Source organism: Bacillus jepli, from assembly GCF_047238305.1.
In the GTDB taxonomy this organism is placed as follows: domain Bacteria; phylum Bacillota; class Bacilli; order Bacillales; family Bacillaceae_L; genus Ferdinandcohnia.
Genome location: NZ_JBDFMO010000001.1, coordinates 2,907,809 through 2,926,150, shown reverse-complemented (window position 1 = coordinate 2,926,150; position 18,342 = coordinate 2,907,809). Strand labels below are relative to the sequence as shown.

Here is an 18,342-nt window from a genome sequence, read left to right as displayed (position 1 = left end):
ACATCTCTATCGTACATAAAATTTTCATAATTTGCTATAACATATATCACACTCGTTTTCAAAAGCTGTCGAAAAGTCAAAAATCTGACACAAACAAGATAGCTTTATATGAAAAAAGCCTTCATCAGATGATGAAGACTTTTATTCATTACGCATATGAGTGTAGACCTGCAATAACTAGGTTTACGAAAATCGTATTAAACATAATAATGAAGAATCCAACGACTGCAAGCCACGCGGATTTTTCACCATGCCATCCTTTTGAAAGTCTTAAGTGTAAGAAGGCTGCATAAAAGAGCCATGTGATGAGGGCCCATACTTCTTTTGGATCCCAGCCCCAGAAACGCGTCCAGGCAATTTGTGCCCAAATCATTGCAAAAATTAACGCTCCTAGTGTAAAGACTGGAAATCCGATTGCAACTGAACGATACCCAATTTCATCAACTAAATCTAAATTCAATTTTCTGGTTAATGGCTGTAATGCTGCCCCAATTCGTTTACGTAGAATTAAACGAATTAATCCGTATAGAATAGAACCTGAAATAATAGACCAAAGAAGGGTGTTTACTTTTCTAGCACTTAGTAATGCAGGTAATTCAATACCACTTGAGAATTTTCCATCTGTTAATAACTCACCTTCATTAGGAACTACCAACGCAGGTAATTTATACACCATTTCGGCATTTGCGCCATCTTTATCTATCCATGAAAAAACAGATTCATATTTCATCGTTCCAAATGCAGTTGTGATTGCTACAAATCCTACCACTACAACAAGTACATACATTACAAATTCTAGCCAAAATGTTTTCTTACTTTTTACAGTTTGATCAACAACTTTTAAAAGATAAAGAATTCCTGCTACAAAGCTAATAGAAAGAATAGCCTGACCTAATGCAGCAGTGGTAACATGTATTTGAAGCCAGTGACTTTGTAACGCCGGGATTAAGGGAGAAATTTCCCTTGTAAACATACTGCCGTATGCGATTACTAATAGAGCAATAGGTAAGGTAAAAAGACCTAATATGCTTGTTTTATATATGAAATAAATGATAATGAATGCAAGGACTAACATCATTCCAAAAAACGTGATAAATTCAAATAAATTACTTACAGGCGCATGCCCTGCTGCAATCCACCGAGTAAAAAAATAGCCTACTTGTGCGGCAAATCCAATAATGGTGATGATAATTCCAAGCTGAGACCAGCGGTTATACCCATTTGTGCTTTTCTTATCTCTAATTGCACCACCAAAGACAAAAGTTGCTACGAGATAGAGAATAAAAGCAGCAAATAGAAGATTTGAACTTAATTCAGCCATTTTTACCCCTCCTTATTTTCTTTATTTTTTACATCAACTTGATCTATAGGTTCCGAGATTCCAGTGTCTGCTAGAACATATCGTATTTCATTTTTTAAGCCAAACCAGTTTTTATTGGTATGCCCCGCAACAATAACCTCGTTATTTTTCCGTTGAATCCAGATACGACGATGATGCCAGTATGAACCTTGGATAACCCCAATCATAAAGATTGCTCCTCCAACAGCTAGGATCCATAATGTAAAATCCCGTCTTACTGTTAATCCAGAGACGTTTTTCATTTCGATTCCAGCAAAAGCCATCTTGTATTTATTATCACCCATAGGTTCTATATTTTGCTGAATCGCAACAAAGCTAATTTCTCCGTCAGGTTTATCTGGTGCAAACATTTTAAATACAAATGCTGGGTTATTTGGAACCTTTGTTTTAGTAGCAGGTTCGCCTTTGTCATTAAAAAAGAAATCAGGAAAGTAGCTTGCTAACTCAATTGAGTACCCATTACCTAAATCATACTTTTCCTGTGGATCCTTTAAATTAATCGTGATTGTTCCAAATTCTTCATTCGTTTCTTTGTCAATCATGTTAAACGACATTGTACTAAATTCATTGAGTTTATAATCAACCTGATAGAAAGCATAATGATCATGTTTTAGTGGCTCATTCACTCGAATTTCATGAGATTTAACCTTTTTTAATTCTGGTTCAACTCCCGGGATGATCTCATCTGTACGCTCATATAACGTAACATCTGTTTGATAATTTTTTACTACCATTCCATTCCCCGCAAGCTCAAGCGCATCTTCAAAAACTTCTTTTTCTTTGCCCTTCTCGTAAACTTCTACAAGAAATCGTTTGCTCTCTAAATAATATTTTCCATGTGTTCCTGGAACACTTGCCGTTTCTCCTTCACGGATCCAAAGTACCTCATCCACATACATTCCAGGTACAAACCGAAGCATTGCACCGATTAGAAATATAATAAGTCCACAATGGTTAACATATGGACCCCATCTTGAGAAGCGGCCCTTTTCAGCTAAGATGTTTCCATTTTCTCCTCGGACAGAATAATGTTTCTTTTTTAATTTTTGCTTAACTGTTTCAAAGTCATTATCGATATTTTCAACCGTGTTTTTACCATATACACGCTGTCTTTTTAAGAAACTTTCATGACGTGTAACACCTTGCTTTTTTAAGGCTTTATATAGAGGTACTACACGGTCGATACTACAAATAATTAAGGAAATACCAAGCATTGCAATAAGAATCATATACCACCAAGAGCCATAAAGGTTATGGAAACCAAGTTGATAATATAATCTTCCGGTTATTCCATATTCTTGTTCATAGAAATCAGCCGGACTCATGGTCGGCGGTATGTATAGTTCCTGAGGATAAACCGTACCAAGTGCTGAAGCAATTAAAAGCACAACGATGATCCAAACCCCTACTTTTACAGAGGAAAAGAAATTCCAAATTTTATCAACAATTGTTTTATTATAGGTTTGAGAGCGTCTAGCACTTCCTTCATACCTCATATCAAGCAATTTCTTTTTGTCTTTATCATCCTGATTTATTTCTTCCCCTTGGACAGGTTTTCCACAAGCCTCACAAAAAATTGTCCCATGTGGGTTCACATGCCCACATTCACATTTTACATTTTCCATAAAAAATAACTCCCTATGGCTTTATTTGCTCCATATAATCTCGGACCATTTTGCTAGTCATCTCACCAGTAATTATCTTAACAACTTCTCCATCCTTATTAATCAGCAAAGTAGTTGGCAATGGGTCAATTCCATAGGCATTTAGCAACTGGTTTCCCTTATCAATAGCAACAGGAAATGATAAATCGTATTTTTTAATAAAGTTATTAACACTGAATTTAGGTTCACCTACATTAATGGCGATTACCTCAACTCCTTGATTCTTATATTCCTGATAATATGTATCAATATATGGGAACTCTCTTTGACAGGGCTCACACCATGTTCCCCAGAAGTTTAAAAACACACCTTTTTCTCCTCTATACTCTGACAAATGGTGTTCATTCCCATTCAAGTCTGTAACGACAAAATCTGGTGCCATATCCCCAACTGCTACCTTCTCCTTACTTGTAAAGAAATTGATATACAATGTATAAACGAGCGCAGCGGCGAGAAGTAACAATATGATCGTTCGAATAACTAATCGTCGCTTTTTCTTGTCCATTTAAAATCTCCCTTTATATATAGATTATATGTGTACTTTCTTTGCCATTATAGCACTTTCTAATATTATGACATTGCAAACATTTTGAAGGTTATGTGACAATTGAGAATCATTATTAGTAAGCTTATTTCGACTACATTTCATGTCACTTAAGAAGAAGCTTTTTTCTGAAAAAAGCAGCATGAAATGTAGGACATTTTAGAGCTTTCCTAAAAGGCGGGTGAAACTTGTTTCACTCGAATAAGCTTAAATTTCTTTCTATAACCGATTATCCTTCGTACTCGCTAAGGCTCTTAACTGTTTAACTTCATGTGGAAGCAATTCTCTGAACTCACCAGTATGTAGGCCCTGAAGAGTTAAAAAGCCAAATCTTTCTCTTTTCAACTTCATTACTTGATGTCCAATTGCTTCAAACATTCTTTTCACTTGTCGGTTTCTTCCCTCATGAATGCTAATCTCGATTATAGACGTTTGTTTACGCTTGTCCATTGAAATAAGCTTAACTCTAGCGGGGGCAGTCATTCCATCCTCTAGCTTAATGCCTCTTTCTAATTGACGTAATTTTTCCTTAGGTGGAATACCCTTGATTTTTGCAACATATACCTTCTCTATCTCATACTTTGGATGCATAAGAAGATTTGCAAACTCACCATCATTCGTTAACAACAACAATCCAGATGTATCGTAATCAAGTCTTCCAACTGGATAAATCCGTTCTCTAATTTCTGGAAAAAAGTCCGTTACTACCTTTCTCCCTTTATCATCACTCACACTCGAAATCACTGAACGTGGTTTATAAAATAAAAAATAAACTGGCTCCTCCCTTTCTAACGGGATGCCGCTTACTTCAATTTTATCATTTGAGCCAACCTTAATCCCTAGCTCCTTTACAACTTTTCCATTAACCTTAACTTGTCCTGCAACAATGAGCTCCTCGGCTTTTCTCCTTGAAGCTACACCTGCATGTGCAATTACTTTTTGTAGACGTTCCATCTATGCTCACCCCTTAAACATCTTACTTGTTTCTTAGTATTTGTACAAGATAAAACATTCTTTAGTATGTCCATCCGAGAAGTTTCCTAAAAAACGCAAAAAAGAAAAACACGCTATTATTGCGTGTTTTATGATCCAAAAATGAATGTAACTACAACGATACTAATGATTATCCCAAGTAAATCAGCTAATAGACCGACTTTTAGGGCATCACCCATTTTTTTAATTCCAACTGCACCGAAATAGACTGTCAGTACATAAAGGGTAGTGTCGGTGCTCCCCTGCATGATTGACGCAAGTCTACCAATAAACGAATCAGGACCATATGTGGCAATTAAATCTGTAGTCATTCCTAAGGCAGCCGTACCAGAGAGGGTCCTTATTAAAGCTAAAGGAGCTATTTCTGCTGGGAATCCAATGAACTCCAATGCTGGACGGATTAAATTTATGAAGAAATCCATTGCACCAGATGCCCTGAAAATAGAAATGGAAACTAACATTCCTATTAGAAACGGCATAATTGAAAAGGCAATTTTTATTCCTTCCTTTCCACCTTCAACGAATGTTTCATAAGTTGGAATTCGTTTTGCAGTTCCATATAAGAGTATAAATCCAATGATTACTGGGATTAGCCAGAGTGAAATGGTGTTAATGAAGTTCATTTTTCAACGCCACCCTTCTTCACTCTTCGATAATAAAAATAACGATCAATTAATACCGCACCAATAGCTGAAAGTGTGGTTACGATTAAAGTTGGTCCTACAATATCAGTTGGATTTGTAGATTCATAGGTCATCCTGATTGCAATGACTGTAGTGGGAACAAGTGTCACACTTGCTGTATTAATTGCTAGAAAAGTAACCATCGAGCGGCTTGCAGAAGTTTTCCCGCCGTTTAGCTCTCTTAGCTGCTCCATCGCTTTAATTCCCATTGGTGTAGCAGCATTGCCAAGCCCAAACATATTAGCAATCATGTTTGAAAGCATATATCCCATTGCTGGATGGTTGACAGGCACCTCTGGAAATAGGCGACTAACAAGAGGTCGAAATAATTTGGACAGTTTTTCTAATAAGCCCGCCTCTTGTGCAATTCTCATAAGCCCTAACCAGAAAACAAGCACACTTATTAAGCCTATACAAATGGTGACTGCTTCTGAAGCCCCCTTAAAGATTGCTTCATTCACTTCATTGATCGTACCATTTATGCTCGCAAAGATAATTCCGATAATGGTCATTGCTACCCAAATAATATTTACCATCGTCATTTAACCCCTAAAATTACTAAAAACATACTTTTCAATGTTTCCCAAAATGTTTCTTTTGGTCTGTCAACATTGCCATTATCAAAATAGATAGGCATTTCTTCGATTGTCTCGTCGCCAAGATTCACAGTAAGTGTACCTACTATATCAGGGACATTTTCTGGTTTCCGCCACTCCCGATTATCAGGTTCAAGCAACTCAACATGGAGCTTAATCTCTTTTTTCTCTTCTGGAGACAAGGGGTACATAAAATCATGATCGACAAATACTTTACCTTTGTAAAAACTACTGTCTGTTCGCAAGTAACCTTCTTCTACAACCTTGACTAAATCATACTTTTCAAAAGCCCTATTAAACATATTCATATGATCATTCCAGTCATCAGAAGCATTAATTGTGACAGCAATTAAATCAATTCCATCCTTAGATGCTGTTGAAACTAATGTGCGTTTTGCCCGCTTTGTATATCCTGTTTTCCCACCAGTGCTATACGGATATAGCTTCGTTAAGAGCTTATTTTTATTTCTCCAAACACGATCCCATTTTTCAGTCGGATTCGGTGCACGGTGTACTTTTGTACTTGTAATTTCCCGATATTTTTCATTCATCATCGCATATCTTGTTAATATAGCCATGTCATACGCTGTTGAATAATGGTTTTCATGGTCATCCAACCCATGTGGATTCGCAAATTCTGTATTTTGCATGCCAATTTCTGCTGCCTTTTGATTCATCATAAAAACAAAGCCTTCTAAACTACCGCCTACATGTTCAGCTATAGCAACTGCAGAATCGTTACCTGATCGTAACATTAAACCATAAACCAAATCCTCAAGCTTTATTTGCTCGTTTGGCTTTAGGTATAAAGAAGACCCTTCTGCTCGTACAGCTTTATTACTCACTTTTACCATTTCATCAAGTTTTCCTGATTCAATGGCAATAATGGCCGTCATGATTTTGGTTATACTGGCTATTCTCATTCGTTGATGGGCATTTTTTTCAAACAAAATTCTACCAGACTCTTGCTCTATTAAGATCGCACCTTTTGCACTTACAGTAAGCGCGCTCGCTTTTTGAGGAAGGAAGCCTATGAGAACCATAACAATGATGATAAGTGTAACAAATCTTTTGCGCAATAATGTCATTCGATCCCCGTCCCTTTTGCCGTTTTGTAAAAGTGTATGCAAAACATGTCCAACTATATGAATAAAATATGTACAAACATCGAAAAGTGCAAGCGCCTTCAAGCGGAACATCGACTAACTACTGCCACGTCCTGTGGCAAACGTCGATGTCAGCACTTCCTGTGCAAGTCCGACAAGCATAAGAAAAGCCGGAGAGAAGGATGCCTTTTATCCTTCTTGACGGATTGGCTAGACCAGAGAGGGGCTAGGCGCTGGAACTAGACACCAAAAATGACCACAAAAAAACTGACCAAGGGTAGGTCAGCACTTTAAAGAGTGGTTAATATTGCTTCCATTGAAGTTTTGACGCTTCATTAAATCGGTGTTCGACTTCATCCCAATTTACGATATTCCACCAATTTTTCACATAATCTGCACGAACATTTTTATACTGAAGATAATAGGCATGTTCCCAAACATCAAGAACAAGTAATGGAATCGTATCCCATTGGGTCATGAATTGATGTCGTTCCGCTTGTAAGATTTCTAAATGGCCAGCTCTTGGTGACCATACTAAAATTGCCCAACCTACACCTTCTACCTTTTCTGCAGCTTCACTGAAATGTCTCTTAAAGACTTCAAAACTTCCAAAATCCCTATTAATTTGGCGGAGTAATTCTCGCCCTGGCATTCCACCACCCTTTGGCTTCATTACGTTCCAAAAAATCGTATGCAAATAATGACCTGAACCATGAAATGCAGCTTCTCTTTCCCAATGCTTCAATAAATCATAATCACCTGTGTTACGAGCTTTTTCCATCATTTTCTCAGCCTTGTTTAGTCCGTCAACATAGCTCTTATGATGCTTATCATGATGGAGTATCATAATTTCTCTTGAGATATAAGGCTCTAATGCATCATAATCATATGGGAGAGGTGGCAACCTATGCTGTCCAATTCCCACTCTTCTCGTGTCTTGTGATTCCTCATTTTCACTAACTTGTTTTGCAAATCGCAAACTCCTATGATAAAGATTCTCTACCTGAGCCTGCAATTCTAGCACATTAGTTGGCGTTACCTTTGTTGCCACTGATTCAAGGAAATTTGAAAACTTTAATAATTCCAATTGAAGGTCTTCATTCCGTTCATTTTCAATTTGTTTTTTTAACTCCAAAAACCATTCCTTCACATCTTCCACATACTTTTCAGGGGTGTCCATTCTAATCCTCCCTCGTTTTTAATCGTCAATATCGTATGCGTTTTCCCTATTTTCGTGCTTTCGCATAAAGAATAAAAAAGGTTAAATCACCTATACTTCCCTTTCTACATACAGATACAGTAGAAAACATGGCGAATGCCTATTTTTTATTCAATACAAAAGCCACAAGTTTCATCACGTATAGGTATATATTGGGAGGTATGAAAAAGTGAATCGTTCATTTCAGGAGGAAGCCTTATTTGAAACTCAGTTTTGGATGCAGGTTCTAGGTGACCATAGTCGATTTATACATGATTCTTTGGCACCGAGTGAAAAAGTAAGAATTACGAAATCACAACAATTTATTACGTTATTTGATGGTTTATTGGAATCGACAAGAGAACCAATACAGCCAAATCAAATAATTCCCATTATCCAAGAGGGAAGAACTGCTGCAGAACAACTTCGCCGATTAAAATTAGATATTATTAAAAATCAACTAGTCGGAAAAGTAAAAATCAGTCTTTCTCCTTCTTTTATTAATCATATGGTCAATGAATTAGAGGAATGGTTACGTGTATCTAGTTTTTTAGTCGAAGGTAAAGAAGTACCACCCACACATGCACTTCACCACCACCTTATTTGGCTTTTAGATGCCGCAGGACATGCAGGCGGTATTGTTTCGAACCTAGACAGGGTAGAAAAAGATTTATTTCAAAAGAGTGAGAAGTTCGTAAAAGAATGGGAAGATTTTTATCTAAAAGCCGTTGAATTGGTTGGTTTCTTACGTACAAGTCAATATGAATTCCCAGCTCTATCCCGATTTAATAACAATGTAGAAATCGAAATGAACATTTTTAAAGGCTTTCTGGAAGAAATAGAAGAAATGGAATTAAATAAAGAAATTTTAGGGGTCCTAACTCCCCTTATGGCCGACCATATGGCTAGGGAAGAATGCTATTATTTAATCAAATTAGCGCAAAGCACAAAAAACGTCAATCAGCCAAATTGCGACCCGGCAAAACCTCGTGTGCAAGAATAAAAGAGAACCCCAATCGCGTAAACTCTGCAATTGGGGTTTGTTAATTACGTTTGTTGAATAAATTCAATTGATGAATTTAATTCATAGCCATCTTTGTGATGGAGATGTGTAAATATTTCTTTAAGTCTATCAAATTGAATCCCTTCAAAATGTTCTTCAAATTGATTTTGCTCATTTAAATATACTCGTTTACGATGACGATACTCAGGATTTTTAAGCAAGCATACTAGAGCTACAAGATCCTTGAAATATATTTCATTTGTATCTATCTTATAAACTGGATCCTCGGTAAAAGGAGTAAAAGATGTAAATTGCTCTTCAAAATAACGTAAATAAAGTATTTGTAAAGTCCTTTCCTCTCCATCTACCACATATGTTACTTCAGATTGGTTAAAAAAGTCCTCAAACGTATTTTTTAACGTTTTTTCAAGTTCAAATCCACTACATTGTTTAATTAACACATTTCCACCCCACTCGCCACGATTTTCCTAATAGATTATCTTCATATTATCATAGATAGCAATGTTAAGGTGAATTATTTTGAATCTTCTATCGTTTCTTGGAATCTTTCAAAGAAGAGGTCTGCTTCCTCCTGAATGTACTGTTCATCTACTTTTTCAGGAAGCGGAGGCAACTCTTCCAATGTCTTTAATCCAAAGTACTCTAAGAACTCCTTCGTTGTGCCATATAAAATAGCTCTTCCTGTACCTTCAACACGCCCTACCTCTTTAATCAATACTTTCGCCATTAGTGTATGAATCGGCCTTTCCGTCTTCACCCCACGAATTTCTTCGATTTCTGCACGAGTAATCGGTTGACGATAAGCAATGATCGCAAGTGTCTCTAGTGCAGCCTGTGATAATGAGGTCGAAGTAGGTGATTCTACTAGTTTTTTTAAATAACCGGCATGTTCTTTTTTTGTCGTTAGTTGATAAGTACCTGCAACCTCAACTAAATTTATACCCCGACCTGTTTGACTGTATTCATTCTTTAACTCGACTACGATGTCCAAAACAGTGCTCTCGCTTATTTCTAAGACCATAGCCATTTGTTTTAATGTCAACCCTTCGTCTCCGGCTGCAAAAAGCAGCCCTTCAACAATGGCTTTCCAATCAACTAATTTCATTACTAATAATCCCTTTCCATACTTGATATATAAATTTCTGAAAAATTATTCTGCTGTTCAATGAAAACAGCATTTTTCTTCATTAATTCAAGAAGCGCAAGGAATGTCACAACAATATGGTTTTTATCATGATATGGAAAAAGCTCTGTAAATTTCTTTTTTCCACGGTAGCCCTTTAATTCGTTAATAATTTCTTCCATCCTTCTTTCGATGGGGATTTCTTGTCTTGTAATTCTCGTTGTTAAGGGCCTTTGCAGTTTTTTACGGCGCATTAGCTTTTGAAATGCTCCCAGCATGTCATAGATATTAACATCTAATGTATTATTGTTGGAGACATCCTTTGTAAATTCACTTAAATCACTTGGAGGTTTTGTAAACAATTGGGAACGCTCTTCTTCTAGATGCTTCAAATCTTCTGCAGCATTCTTATATTTACGGTATTCAATTAGTCGATTCATCAGGTCTTCACGTGGATCCTCTTCATAATCAAACTCTGAGTCACCATCAATAAGCTCTTCTTCTTGTTTCGGAAGCAACATTTTGCTTTTAATTGCTAACAGCGTCGCGGCCATAACAAGGTATTCACTCGCAATATCTAATTGTAATACTTTCATTGCATGTATATACATTAAATATTGTTCCGTAATTTCCGCAACCGGTATATCGTAAATATCAATTTCTAATCGATTGATTAAATGTAAAAGAAGGTCTAATGGACCTTCAAAAGAGTCAATTTTTACGCTGTAATGTAAATCCACGCTCATCTCACCAAAAATACCCTTCTTGACTTATTCATATTCTTATATTTTAACACAATAATTAGTATAGAACATAATAACCATTCAAGCCATATCTGGATTTTAGATAATAGCCCCAAATATTTTTAGAAAAAATGATGTTGGATATGGACACCCGCCCACACAGGTAGTAATAAAAGTCATACTATAACTGTGTAACCAAGAAACTTAAGGAGGTATTTTAAATGAGTGGTGGATACTTTTTTGGAGGCGGATTTGCCTTAATTGTAGTATTGTTTATTCTTTTAGTTATCGTTGGTGCAGCTTGGTTTTAATTAATCACTGAAAATGACGATAAAGTGTTCGGCATTTTGCTGAACACTTTATTTTTTCCATGATATGGGTGCAATTAATATGGTAAACTACAGTTACATAGTGTTAAAAGGATGTGTAATTACCCTTGTATCCACAAGCATTTATTGAGTATTTAATTCATTTTCACTGTGATCGGGACTATTTTGAATGCCATGAAGTTTTGGAAGAACATTGGAAAGAGGATCCTCTTCCTAAAAGAAAGAAATATTGGGTAGGATTAATTCAAATTGCCGTATCATTTTATCACTACCGTCGTGGTAATCGAGCGGGTGCACTCAAAATGATGAAAAGTGCACTAAAGATTTGTAAAGAACAGAAATCCGAGTTAGAAGAATTAGGATTTCAAGTTGATGAACTGATTGAACTACTACAAAAAAAATACGATGATATTGAAAATGGCATCCCCTATAAAAGTATAAATTTACCATTAACAGATAAGATTCTACTTGCCGATTGTATATCTCAGGCTTCTAAATCAGGAAAATCATGGGGGAAAGCAAGTGATTTTTCAAATAAGGAAATCATTCATAAACATAAATTACGCGACAGAAGCGAGACAATAGCCGAGCGGAAAAAACAATTATTTTTAAAACAGAAAAGTCGTAACAAAAACTAAAAAGGGACAGTCTTATGACTGGCCCTCTTCACATTTTTCATCCTCTGAAAAATCACATTTCTCAAAAAATGCTGCGGTATGTTCATTTGGTCGTAACTCACGATCTGGAAAATGTTCTTTTAGTGCCTTTACCATCTTTTTACCAATGCCTTGATAGCGATGGGAAGGATTCACGCAGATATGTTGAATTTCCACAAGATTTCCGTCATGGATTGTTGTTCCGATAATTCCTACAATATCTTCTTCTTTCCATAAGAATAGCTGCTGTGTATCATCTTCTTCATATTGCTTCATTGTTGCTTGCAGGTTCTTTAGGTCCTTTTCGGTCGGCATAAATGAAAGAAGCCCCATTGCGATTTTCTCATAATTCTTTTTATAACGAATTAACATATAAATCCCTCATTATCGAAAAACTTTCCAAATAGTATATCCATTACTACTTTTGGACTAATCTTAATCATCTATTAAGAGTACCATTATCTAGGTCATTTTTCCATAGTCTTTTTGGAATACCCTTAAATTTAAATTATATCCAATACTTTCCACATCTATACAAAATGGCGCGATTTATTCAAATGAACGTGCAAGATTTGCCATTTCAATGGCAGCCACAGCAGAATCCCATCCTTTATTTCCTGCTTTAGTTCCCGCTCTTTCGATTGCTTGTTCAATTGTGTCAGTTGTTAAAACACCAAACATGACTGGTTTCCCAGTCGCTAATGCAGTTGCAGCCAGTCCTTTCGCTACCTCATTACAAACAAAATCATAGTGGGAAGTAGAGCCTCTAATGACAGTACCTAAGGCAATTATTGCATCATATTTACTTGATTCAGCCATTTTTTTAGCTATTAAAGGAATTTCAAAGGCACCTGGAACCCAAGCTATTTCTACATCCTCATCGGCAACCCCATGTCTCTTAAGTGCATCAAGTGATCCACTAAGTAATTTGGCTGTAATAAATTCATTAAAACGCGCTACTACAATCCCCACTCTTAAACCCGATCCAACTAAATGTCCTTCATAAATTTTATTCATCATTTACCTCCTGTGTTATCAGTTATAGTTCATTTTTTAAAAATGTAGTATATTACCTATATGTTTATATCTATTTTTTTCTTTCAATTCTAATGGAATCCGATCAACTACTTCTAATTCATATCCCTCAAGACCCGTGATTTTTCTAGGGTTATTCGTTAAAAGCTTCATTTTTTTAATCCCTAGATCCCTGAGGATTTGAGCACCAATACCATAATCCCTTAATTCTGGTAAAACTCCAAGTTTTTCATTTGTTTCGACTGTTTCTTGCCCTTCTACTTTATGCTTAAAGGCGCGCATTTTGTTTATTAACCCAACGCCTCTACTTTCTTGACGCATATATAAGAGTACACCTGACCCGGCTTGCTCTATTTGTCGCAATGCAGCATGAAGCTGTGGTCCACATTCGCATTGGTTTGATCCGAATACATCTCCAGTTAAGCATTCTGAATGTACTCTCACTAGCATTGGTTCTGTTTCTTTAATCTCACCTTTAACAAGTGCAACATGTTCTTTTCCATCAATAAGACTTGAGTATCCAATCGCTTTGAAATCTCCATATTCTGTTGGTAATAAAACTTCAACTTCTCGTATTACAAGCTTTTCCTTTTGATTCCGATAACGAATCAATTCTCCAATCGTAATCATTTTTAGGTTAAATTCATCTGCAATTTTTCGTAAATCATGAACCCTCGCCATGGTTCCGTCCTCTTTTACAATTTCACAAATCACCCCAGCAGGTTCTGACCCACATAGGGTCGCTAAGTCAACGGCTGCTTCTGTATGACCTGCCCTGCGGAGAACTCCCCCTTCCTTTGCAATTAAAGGAAAGACGTGACCAGGTCTTTTGAAATCTGACGCTTTTGATTCTGGGTTCAGTAGCTCCATTATGGTTGTTGACCGTTCGATTGCACTTATACCAGTTGTTGTCGTTTTATGGTCAATACTCACTGTAAAAGCAGTGCCATGTGGGTCTGTATTATGCATAACCATTGGATCAAGATTTAATTTTTTCGCTAACGACTTTGAAATAGGCGTACATACGAGCCCACGGCCATGCGTGATCATAAAATTAATGATATCCGGGGTTGCTTTATCAGCAATTGCAATAAAATCACCTTCATTTTCACGATCTTCATCGTCACATACTATGATTACTTTTCCTTGTTTTAGGTCGGCAAGAGCATCTTCAATTGGATCAAACATTGTCGTTCCCCCTTTTTATTTAAAGCCATGTTCTTCTAAAAAGCTTGCGGTAATCTTTGATTTAGTTGCTTTTTCATTATTAAAAGATCGTTGCATGAACCGGCTCACATACTTCCCGAGCATGTCACACTCAATGTTTACAATGTCTCCTACACCTTTATTACGTAAAATTGTTTCTGATAATGTATGGGGAATCAAAGAGAGAGTAAATGTATTTTCTGTAAGACCGAAAATCGTTAAACTCGTCCCGTCTACCGCAACCGATCCTTTATGTATCATAAACTCAACAAGCTCTTCAGGTATTTCAATTTCATAGTACACAGCATTTCCTTTTGGTTCTTTTCGAACGATCTTTCCGATACCATCGACATGACCTGAAACGATATGCCCTCCAAAACGTCCACCTGCAGTCATTGCTCTTTCTAGATTGACAGCATGATTTCGCTCTAATTCACGTAAAGAAGTTGATTTCACCGTTTCTGGCATCACATCAACAGTGAAACCATCAGATGTAAATTCCGTTACAGTTAAGCAAACTCCATTGACCGAAATGCTATCGCCTAAGTTTACATCCTCGAGAATCTTTTTAGCTTGGATCACCATTTTAACCGAATCCTGTGACCCATTTATCGCTTTTACTTTCCCGATTTCTTCTACAATCCCTGTAAACATTTTTTCACCTCTATCTCGGTTCTGCTACGATTTTAATATCTTCTCCGAGTTGTTCCACAGATTTAATGGTTAATTGTAATGCATCATTAATAGATTCAATTCCAGTACCACCAATAGAAGTCGGGGCTAGTTTTCCACCTACTAATTTGGGTGCAAGATAGACGATAACTTGGTTAATTGCCTTTTCTTTTAAAAAGCTGCCATTCACTTCTGCTCCACCTTCAACAAAAATGGAGGATATCCCTTCTTCTGCTAGACGTGCAAGTAGAGTGTTAACTAAAATGTTAGACTCCTGCAATTGAATAATTCGAACACCCTTTTTATCGGAGAATTCATTCATTTGCTCTTCATTTACTTGATTCGTAACAATAATCCAGGTCTCTGCCTTGCCGTCATTGACAACTTTCGAATCTAGAGGTGTTCTTAGGGTTGAATCTAAGATGATTCGAATCGGATTTTTACCTGTCCCATTCGGAAGCCTTGTTGTTAAACTTGGGTTATCCACAAGCACTGTATTAACGCCAACAAGAATTGCATCATGAATACTTCTATATAGATGGACATCATTTCTCGCGTCCTCACCAGTTATCCATTTACTTTCGCCAGTAACTGTTGCTATTTTCCCATCTAAAGTGATGGCAGATTTCAAGGTTACATATGGGAGTTTTTTATCTAAAAAATGATAAAAAACTGCGTTTAATGCATCTGCTTGTTCTTTGCATACCCCGACTTCTACTTCAATTCCCGCTGCTTTTAATTTTGCGATTCCTTTTCCAGCAACGAGTGGATTTGGATCGGTCGTTGCAATAATTACCCTTTTCACATTGCTATTTATTAGTAAGTCTGCACATGGCGGTGTTTTACCATGATGACTACACGGCTCCAATGTTACATAAGCCGTAGCATTTTGGGCTTTTTCACCAGCCATCTTTATCGCATGGACCTCCGCATGCGGTTCTCCTGCTTTTAAGTGTGCACCAATGCCCACCACTCGGCCTTCGTTCACAACAACGGCTCCTACAACAGGATTTGGTGTAGTTTGACCGACACCTGCTTTTGCAACATTTATCGCTAAATTCATATAATCTTGATCTCGCACGTTATTTACACTCCTTTCTATTTATCATGTACAATTTACGAGAGTTCTTACTTTGTTCCTAAACAAAAAAGACCTCGGAAAACAATCCGGGGTCCTGGTCGATGTTATTCAAGCAACAGAATATGTATTTTTGCCCATACCAAATAAAGGTATAATGGACAAATTTTTTTCACATACCGTACTAACATCCTTCTCCCATCCAGACTTTAACTGTCGGCCTTGGATTCTCACCAAAGTCCACCATTTTAAATGAATTCTCATGGCATATAGCCTATCAACATTAGAATGTTAATAATAAAATGGGTCACGGGCTTAGAACAATTGTTCATCACCGTCGGTAAGGAATTTCACCTAACCCCGAAGGAAAATATTTTTTTCTTTTAGCGATGTAAATCAGTATAACATAAAGTACTCTTATTTTGTCGAATTTAATGCTTTACAATACAAATTATGTATTTTAGTGTTCATATGAATGATCCTACACAATAAACAACCAATAAATAACTCCCCATGCAATTGCAATGAATAGCAAAATAAAAAATACTGTCCATCTTCCTTTACCCAACTAGTTTCACCTCAAGATTCATTATAGGACAAACAAAAAGACACAACAAGAATGACCTGTTGTGCCTTAATCAAATACGCCTTGGCGTATTTGTGCCCGATTTTTTTAGGCCCACACGAGGTGGGTCACAAAGACGTTGCCACAGGAAGTGGCGTTCTTAGTCTTTGATCTTATGCTCGAAAATTTCCTTTAAAAAATCGTGGCATCCGCCGGAGGCTATAACTATATTCAGCAGAGGTTTGGGCTTTGCTGAATATAGTTATCTTACTCTTCCCAAACTTTAACTTCTTTCATTACATCGCCTTGTTTAATACGGTATACTGACTCCAATCCTTCAATCACTTGACCAAAAACAGTGTGCACACCATCTAAATGTGGCTGTGACTCATGTACGATGAAAAATTGGCTTCCACCAGTATCTTTTCCAGCGTGTGCCATAGACAATGCTCCTGGTACATGTTTATGTGGATTTCCTTCTGTTTCACATTTAATTGTATACCCTGGACCACCTGTTCCATTTCCACGAGGGCAGCCGCCTTGAGCGACAAAGCCAGGAATGACACGGTGGAATGTTAAGCCATTATAAAACCCTTCATTTGCAAGCTTTTCAAAATTTGCTACAGTTCCAGGTGCTTCATTTGGATATAACTCAATGACAATTTTTTCTCCATTTTCAAATTCAATGCTAGCTTTTTTCATTTGAAACCTCCACTTAATTTCTTTCGTCCATATGTATTGAACGAGTTTATTTTACTATAAATGGTTGGAATAATCCAATCTGAAAGGGGTGTTTTTCCATTATCACCGTCAAAAAGAAATAATAAGTGAAGAATAATGTATAATATGGACGATGGATCATCTTGTTTTTAAAAATTAAGGAGGAAACTAGTTTGAGATATAAACGTATACTCTCTTTTTTACTGTTGTTTTCACTCGTTTTCCCATCACTTAGCTTCGCGGACGCTACACCTGGAGATGTGATTATTACACTTGGTCAAGACCTAACCGAAACACAAAAAGAAGCAATTTTAAAAGAAATGAATGCACCAGAGAACCCACAGACTGTCGTTGTTACAAACGCGGAAGAACATCAGTACCTTGGAAACTATATACCAAAGGCTAGAATCGGAAACAAAGCATTATCTTCTGCATCGATCACTATTGGAGAAAAAGGTTCTGGGCTAGATGTAACCATTTCAAAACATATTACACTAATTACAGAAGAAATGTATGCAAATGCATTAATTACGGCTGGTGTGAAAGATGCAACGATTTATGTAACTGGACCTTTCGATGTTTCTGGAACAGCCGCATTAACTGGAATTATTAAAGCATACGAGGTTTCTTCAGATCAAGTTATTCCTGAGGATGTTAAGCAGATTGCCAACGAGGAAATGGTTGAAACTACAAAATTAAGTGAAAAAATTGGTGCAGACGATGCTGCGGCATTGATGGCAAAAATTAAGGATGAAATCGCGAAAAACGCACCGAAAAACGATCAAGAACTTCGAACTATTATTGTAAATGCTGCGAATGACTTAGGAATTACGTTAACAGATGCCGACATCGATCGACTAATGGATCTTTTTAAAAAGCTAATGGATCTTAATATTGACTGGAATCAGGTTGGTGAACAACTAAATTTAGCAAAAGAGAAACTAACAAACTTCCTAGAATCTGAAGAAGGACAAAGCTTTTTAGATAAACTTAAAGAATTTTTTGTTAGCCTAATTGATGCCATTAAAAATCTTTTTAAATAGCCAT

21 protein-coding genes and 1 riboswitch are annotated in these 18,342 nt (G+C 36.8%); of the genes, 4 read left to right on the top strand and 17 right to left on the bottom strand.

Annotated elements, in window-relative coordinates; translation table 11 throughout:
- Positions 1–148 precede the first annotated feature (148 nt).
- The 8 genes from ccsB to ABC371_RS14890 form a co-directional block, all read right to left on the bottom strand.
- Entirely contained in the window at positions 149–1,321 is a 1,173-nt protein-coding gene (gene ccsB, locus ABC371_RS14925; RefSeq protein ID WP_412897501.1) for a c-type cytochrome biogenesis protein CcsB, read from the bottom strand.
- 2 nt (positions 1,322–1,323) lie between these two features.
- Positions 1,324–2,985 (bottom strand): cytochrome c biogenesis ResB family protein, encoded by a 1,662-nt coding sequence (locus ABC371_RS14920; protein ID WP_412897500.1) that lies wholly within the window; start codon positions 2,983–2,985, stop codon positions 1,324–1,326.
- Positions 2,986–2,998: 13 nt separating this feature from the next.
- Positions 2,999–3,529: a thiol-disulfide oxidoreductase ResA gene (gene resA / locus ABC371_RS14915; RefSeq protein ID WP_412897499.1), complete on the bottom strand. Its 531-nt coding sequence runs from the start codon at positions 3,527–3,529 to the stop codon at positions 2,999–3,001.
- A gap of 258 nt (positions 3,530–3,787) precedes the next feature.
- The gene (gene rluB / locus ABC371_RS14910) at positions 3,788–4,522 is read right to left on the bottom strand and encodes a 23S rRNA pseudouridine(2605) synthase RluB (RefSeq protein ID WP_136377891.1); all 735 of its coding nucleotides are present in this window, start codon (positions 4,520–4,522) and stop codon (positions 3,788–3,790) included.
- A 128-nt stretch (positions 4,523–4,650) separates the two neighbouring features.
- Entirely contained in the window at positions 4,651–5,184 is a 534-nt protein-coding gene (locus ABC371_RS14905; RefSeq protein ID WP_412897498.1) for a spore maturation protein, read from the bottom strand.
- Entirely contained in the window at positions 5,181–5,780 is a 600-nt protein-coding gene (locus ABC371_RS14900; RefSeq protein ID WP_412897497.1) for a nucleoside recognition domain-containing protein, read from the bottom strand. The genes ABC371_RS14905 and ABC371_RS14900 overlap by 4 nt, the downstream gene beginning before the upstream one ends.
- A 2-nt stretch (positions 5,781–5,782) precedes the next feature.
- Positions 5,783–6,928, bottom strand: coding sequence for a D-alanyl-D-alanine carboxypeptidase family protein (locus tag ABC371_RS14895; protein ID WP_412897496.1), 1,146 nt, complete (start codon positions 6,926–6,928; stop codon positions 5,783–5,785).
- Positions 6,929–7,247: 319 nt separating this feature from the next.
- Positions 7,248–8,126, bottom strand: a complete 879-nt coding sequence (locus ABC371_RS14890) for a superoxide dismutase (RefSeq protein WP_412897495.1) — start codon at positions 8,124–8,126, stop codon at positions 7,248–7,250.
- A 208-nt stretch (positions 8,127–8,334) separates the two neighbouring features.
- On the opposite strand from ABC371_RS14890, the gene ABC371_RS14885 reads away from it, so the two are divergent.
- Positions 8,335–9,147, top strand: a complete 813-nt coding sequence (locus ABC371_RS14885) for a DUF2935 domain-containing protein (protein WP_412897494.1) — start codon at positions 8,335–8,337, stop codon at positions 9,145–9,147.
- A gap of 44 nt (positions 9,148–9,191) precedes the next feature.
- On the opposite strand, the gene ABC371_RS14880 is transcribed toward ABC371_RS14885, so the two are convergent.
- The 3 genes from ABC371_RS14880 to ABC371_RS14870 all read right to left on the bottom strand — a co-directional run bounded on the left by ABC371_RS14880 (position 9,192) and on the right by ABC371_RS14870 (position 11,031).
- Positions 9,192–9,608 carry a hypothetical protein gene (locus ABC371_RS14880; protein WP_412897493.1) on the bottom strand — a complete coding sequence of 139 codons (417 nt, stop codon included), beginning with the start codon at positions 9,606–9,608 and terminating at the stop codon, positions 9,192–9,194.
- A gap of 74 nt (positions 9,609–9,682) precedes the next feature.
- On the bottom strand, positions 9,683–10,273 hold the full coding sequence (gene scpB / locus ABC371_RS14875) for an SMC-Scp complex subunit ScpB (protein WP_412897492.1): 591 nt from the start codon (positions 10,271–10,273) through the stop codon (positions 9,683–9,685).
- A gap of 2 nt (positions 10,274–10,275) precedes the next feature.
- Positions 10,276–11,031 carry a segregation/condensation protein A gene (locus tag ABC371_RS14870; protein ID WP_488192744.1) on the bottom strand — a complete coding sequence of 252 codons (756 nt, stop codon included), beginning with the start codon at positions 11,029–11,031 and terminating at the stop codon, positions 10,276–10,278.
- 224 nt (positions 11,032–11,255) lie between these two features.
- Between ABC371_RS14870 and ABC371_RS14865 the strand changes: the two genes are divergently transcribed.
- Positions 11,256–11,345 carry a YjcZ family sporulation protein gene (locus ABC371_RS14865; protein ID WP_116352428.1) on the top strand — a complete coding sequence of 30 codons (90 nt, stop codon included), beginning with the start codon at positions 11,256–11,258 and terminating at the stop codon, positions 11,343–11,345.
- 125 nt (positions 11,346–11,470) lie between these two features.
- Positions 11,471–12,001: a DUF309 domain-containing protein gene (locus tag ABC371_RS14860; protein ID WP_412897490.1), complete on the top strand. Its 531-nt coding sequence runs from the start codon at positions 11,471–11,473 to the stop codon at positions 11,999–12,001.
- 12 nt (positions 12,002–12,013) lie between these two features.
- Here ABC371_RS14860 and ABC371_RS14855 read toward each other — a convergent pair whose 3' ends face one another.
- From ABC371_RS14855 to ABC371_RS14830, 6 genes are all read right to left on the bottom strand, one after another.
- Complete coding sequence (locus ABC371_RS14855; protein WP_116352430.1) at positions 12,014–12,391, bottom strand: GNAT family N-acetyltransferase; 378 nt, start codon at positions 12,389–12,391, stop codon at positions 12,014–12,016.
- Positions 12,392–12,568: 177 nt separating this feature from the next.
- Complete coding sequence (gene ribH, locus ABC371_RS14850; RefSeq protein WP_412899364.1) at positions 12,569–13,036, bottom strand: 6,7-dimethyl-8-ribityllumazine synthase; 468 nt, start codon at positions 13,034–13,036, stop codon at positions 12,569–12,571.
- Positions 13,037–13,072: 36 nt separating this feature from the next.
- Positions 13,073–14,242 (bottom strand): bifunctional 3,4-dihydroxy-2-butanone-4-phosphate synthase/GTP cyclohydrolase II, encoded by a 1,170-nt coding sequence (locus ABC371_RS14845; RefSeq protein ID WP_412897489.1) that lies wholly within the window; start codon positions 14,240–14,242, stop codon positions 13,073–13,075.
- Positions 14,243–14,257: 15 nt separating this feature from the next.
- Positions 14,258–14,914, bottom strand: a complete 657-nt coding sequence (gene ribE, locus ABC371_RS14840) for a riboflavin synthase (RefSeq protein ID WP_412897488.1) — start codon at positions 14,912–14,914, stop codon at positions 14,258–14,260.
- Positions 14,915–14,924: 10 nt separating this feature from the next.
- The gene (ribD, locus tag ABC371_RS14835) at positions 14,925–15,995 is read right to left on the bottom strand and encodes a bifunctional diaminohydroxyphosphoribosylaminopyrimidine deaminase/5-amino-6-(5-phosphoribosylamino)uracil reductase RibD (protein WP_412899363.1); all 1,071 of its coding nucleotides are present in this window, start codon (positions 15,993–15,995) and stop codon (positions 14,925–14,927) included.
- A 201-nt stretch (positions 15,996–16,196) separates the two neighbouring features.
- Positions 16,197–16,382: riboswitch (FMN riboswitch) on the bottom strand.
- Between the two features lie 460 nt (positions 16,383–16,842).
- Positions 16,843–17,277 carry a peptidylprolyl isomerase gene (locus ABC371_RS14830; RefSeq protein ID WP_136377877.1) on the bottom strand — a complete coding sequence of 145 codons (435 nt, stop codon included), beginning with the start codon at positions 17,275–17,277 and terminating at the stop codon, positions 16,843–16,845.
- A gap of 191 nt (positions 17,278–17,468) precedes the next feature.
- Here ABC371_RS14830 and ABC371_RS14825 point away from each other — a divergent pair, with 191 nt between their 5' ends.
- On the top strand, positions 17,469–18,338 hold the full coding sequence (locus ABC371_RS14825) for a DUF1002 domain-containing protein (protein ID WP_412897487.1): 870 nt from the start codon (positions 17,469–17,471) through the stop codon (positions 18,336–18,338).
- The last annotated feature ends 4 nt before the right edge of the window (positions 18,339–18,342 follow it).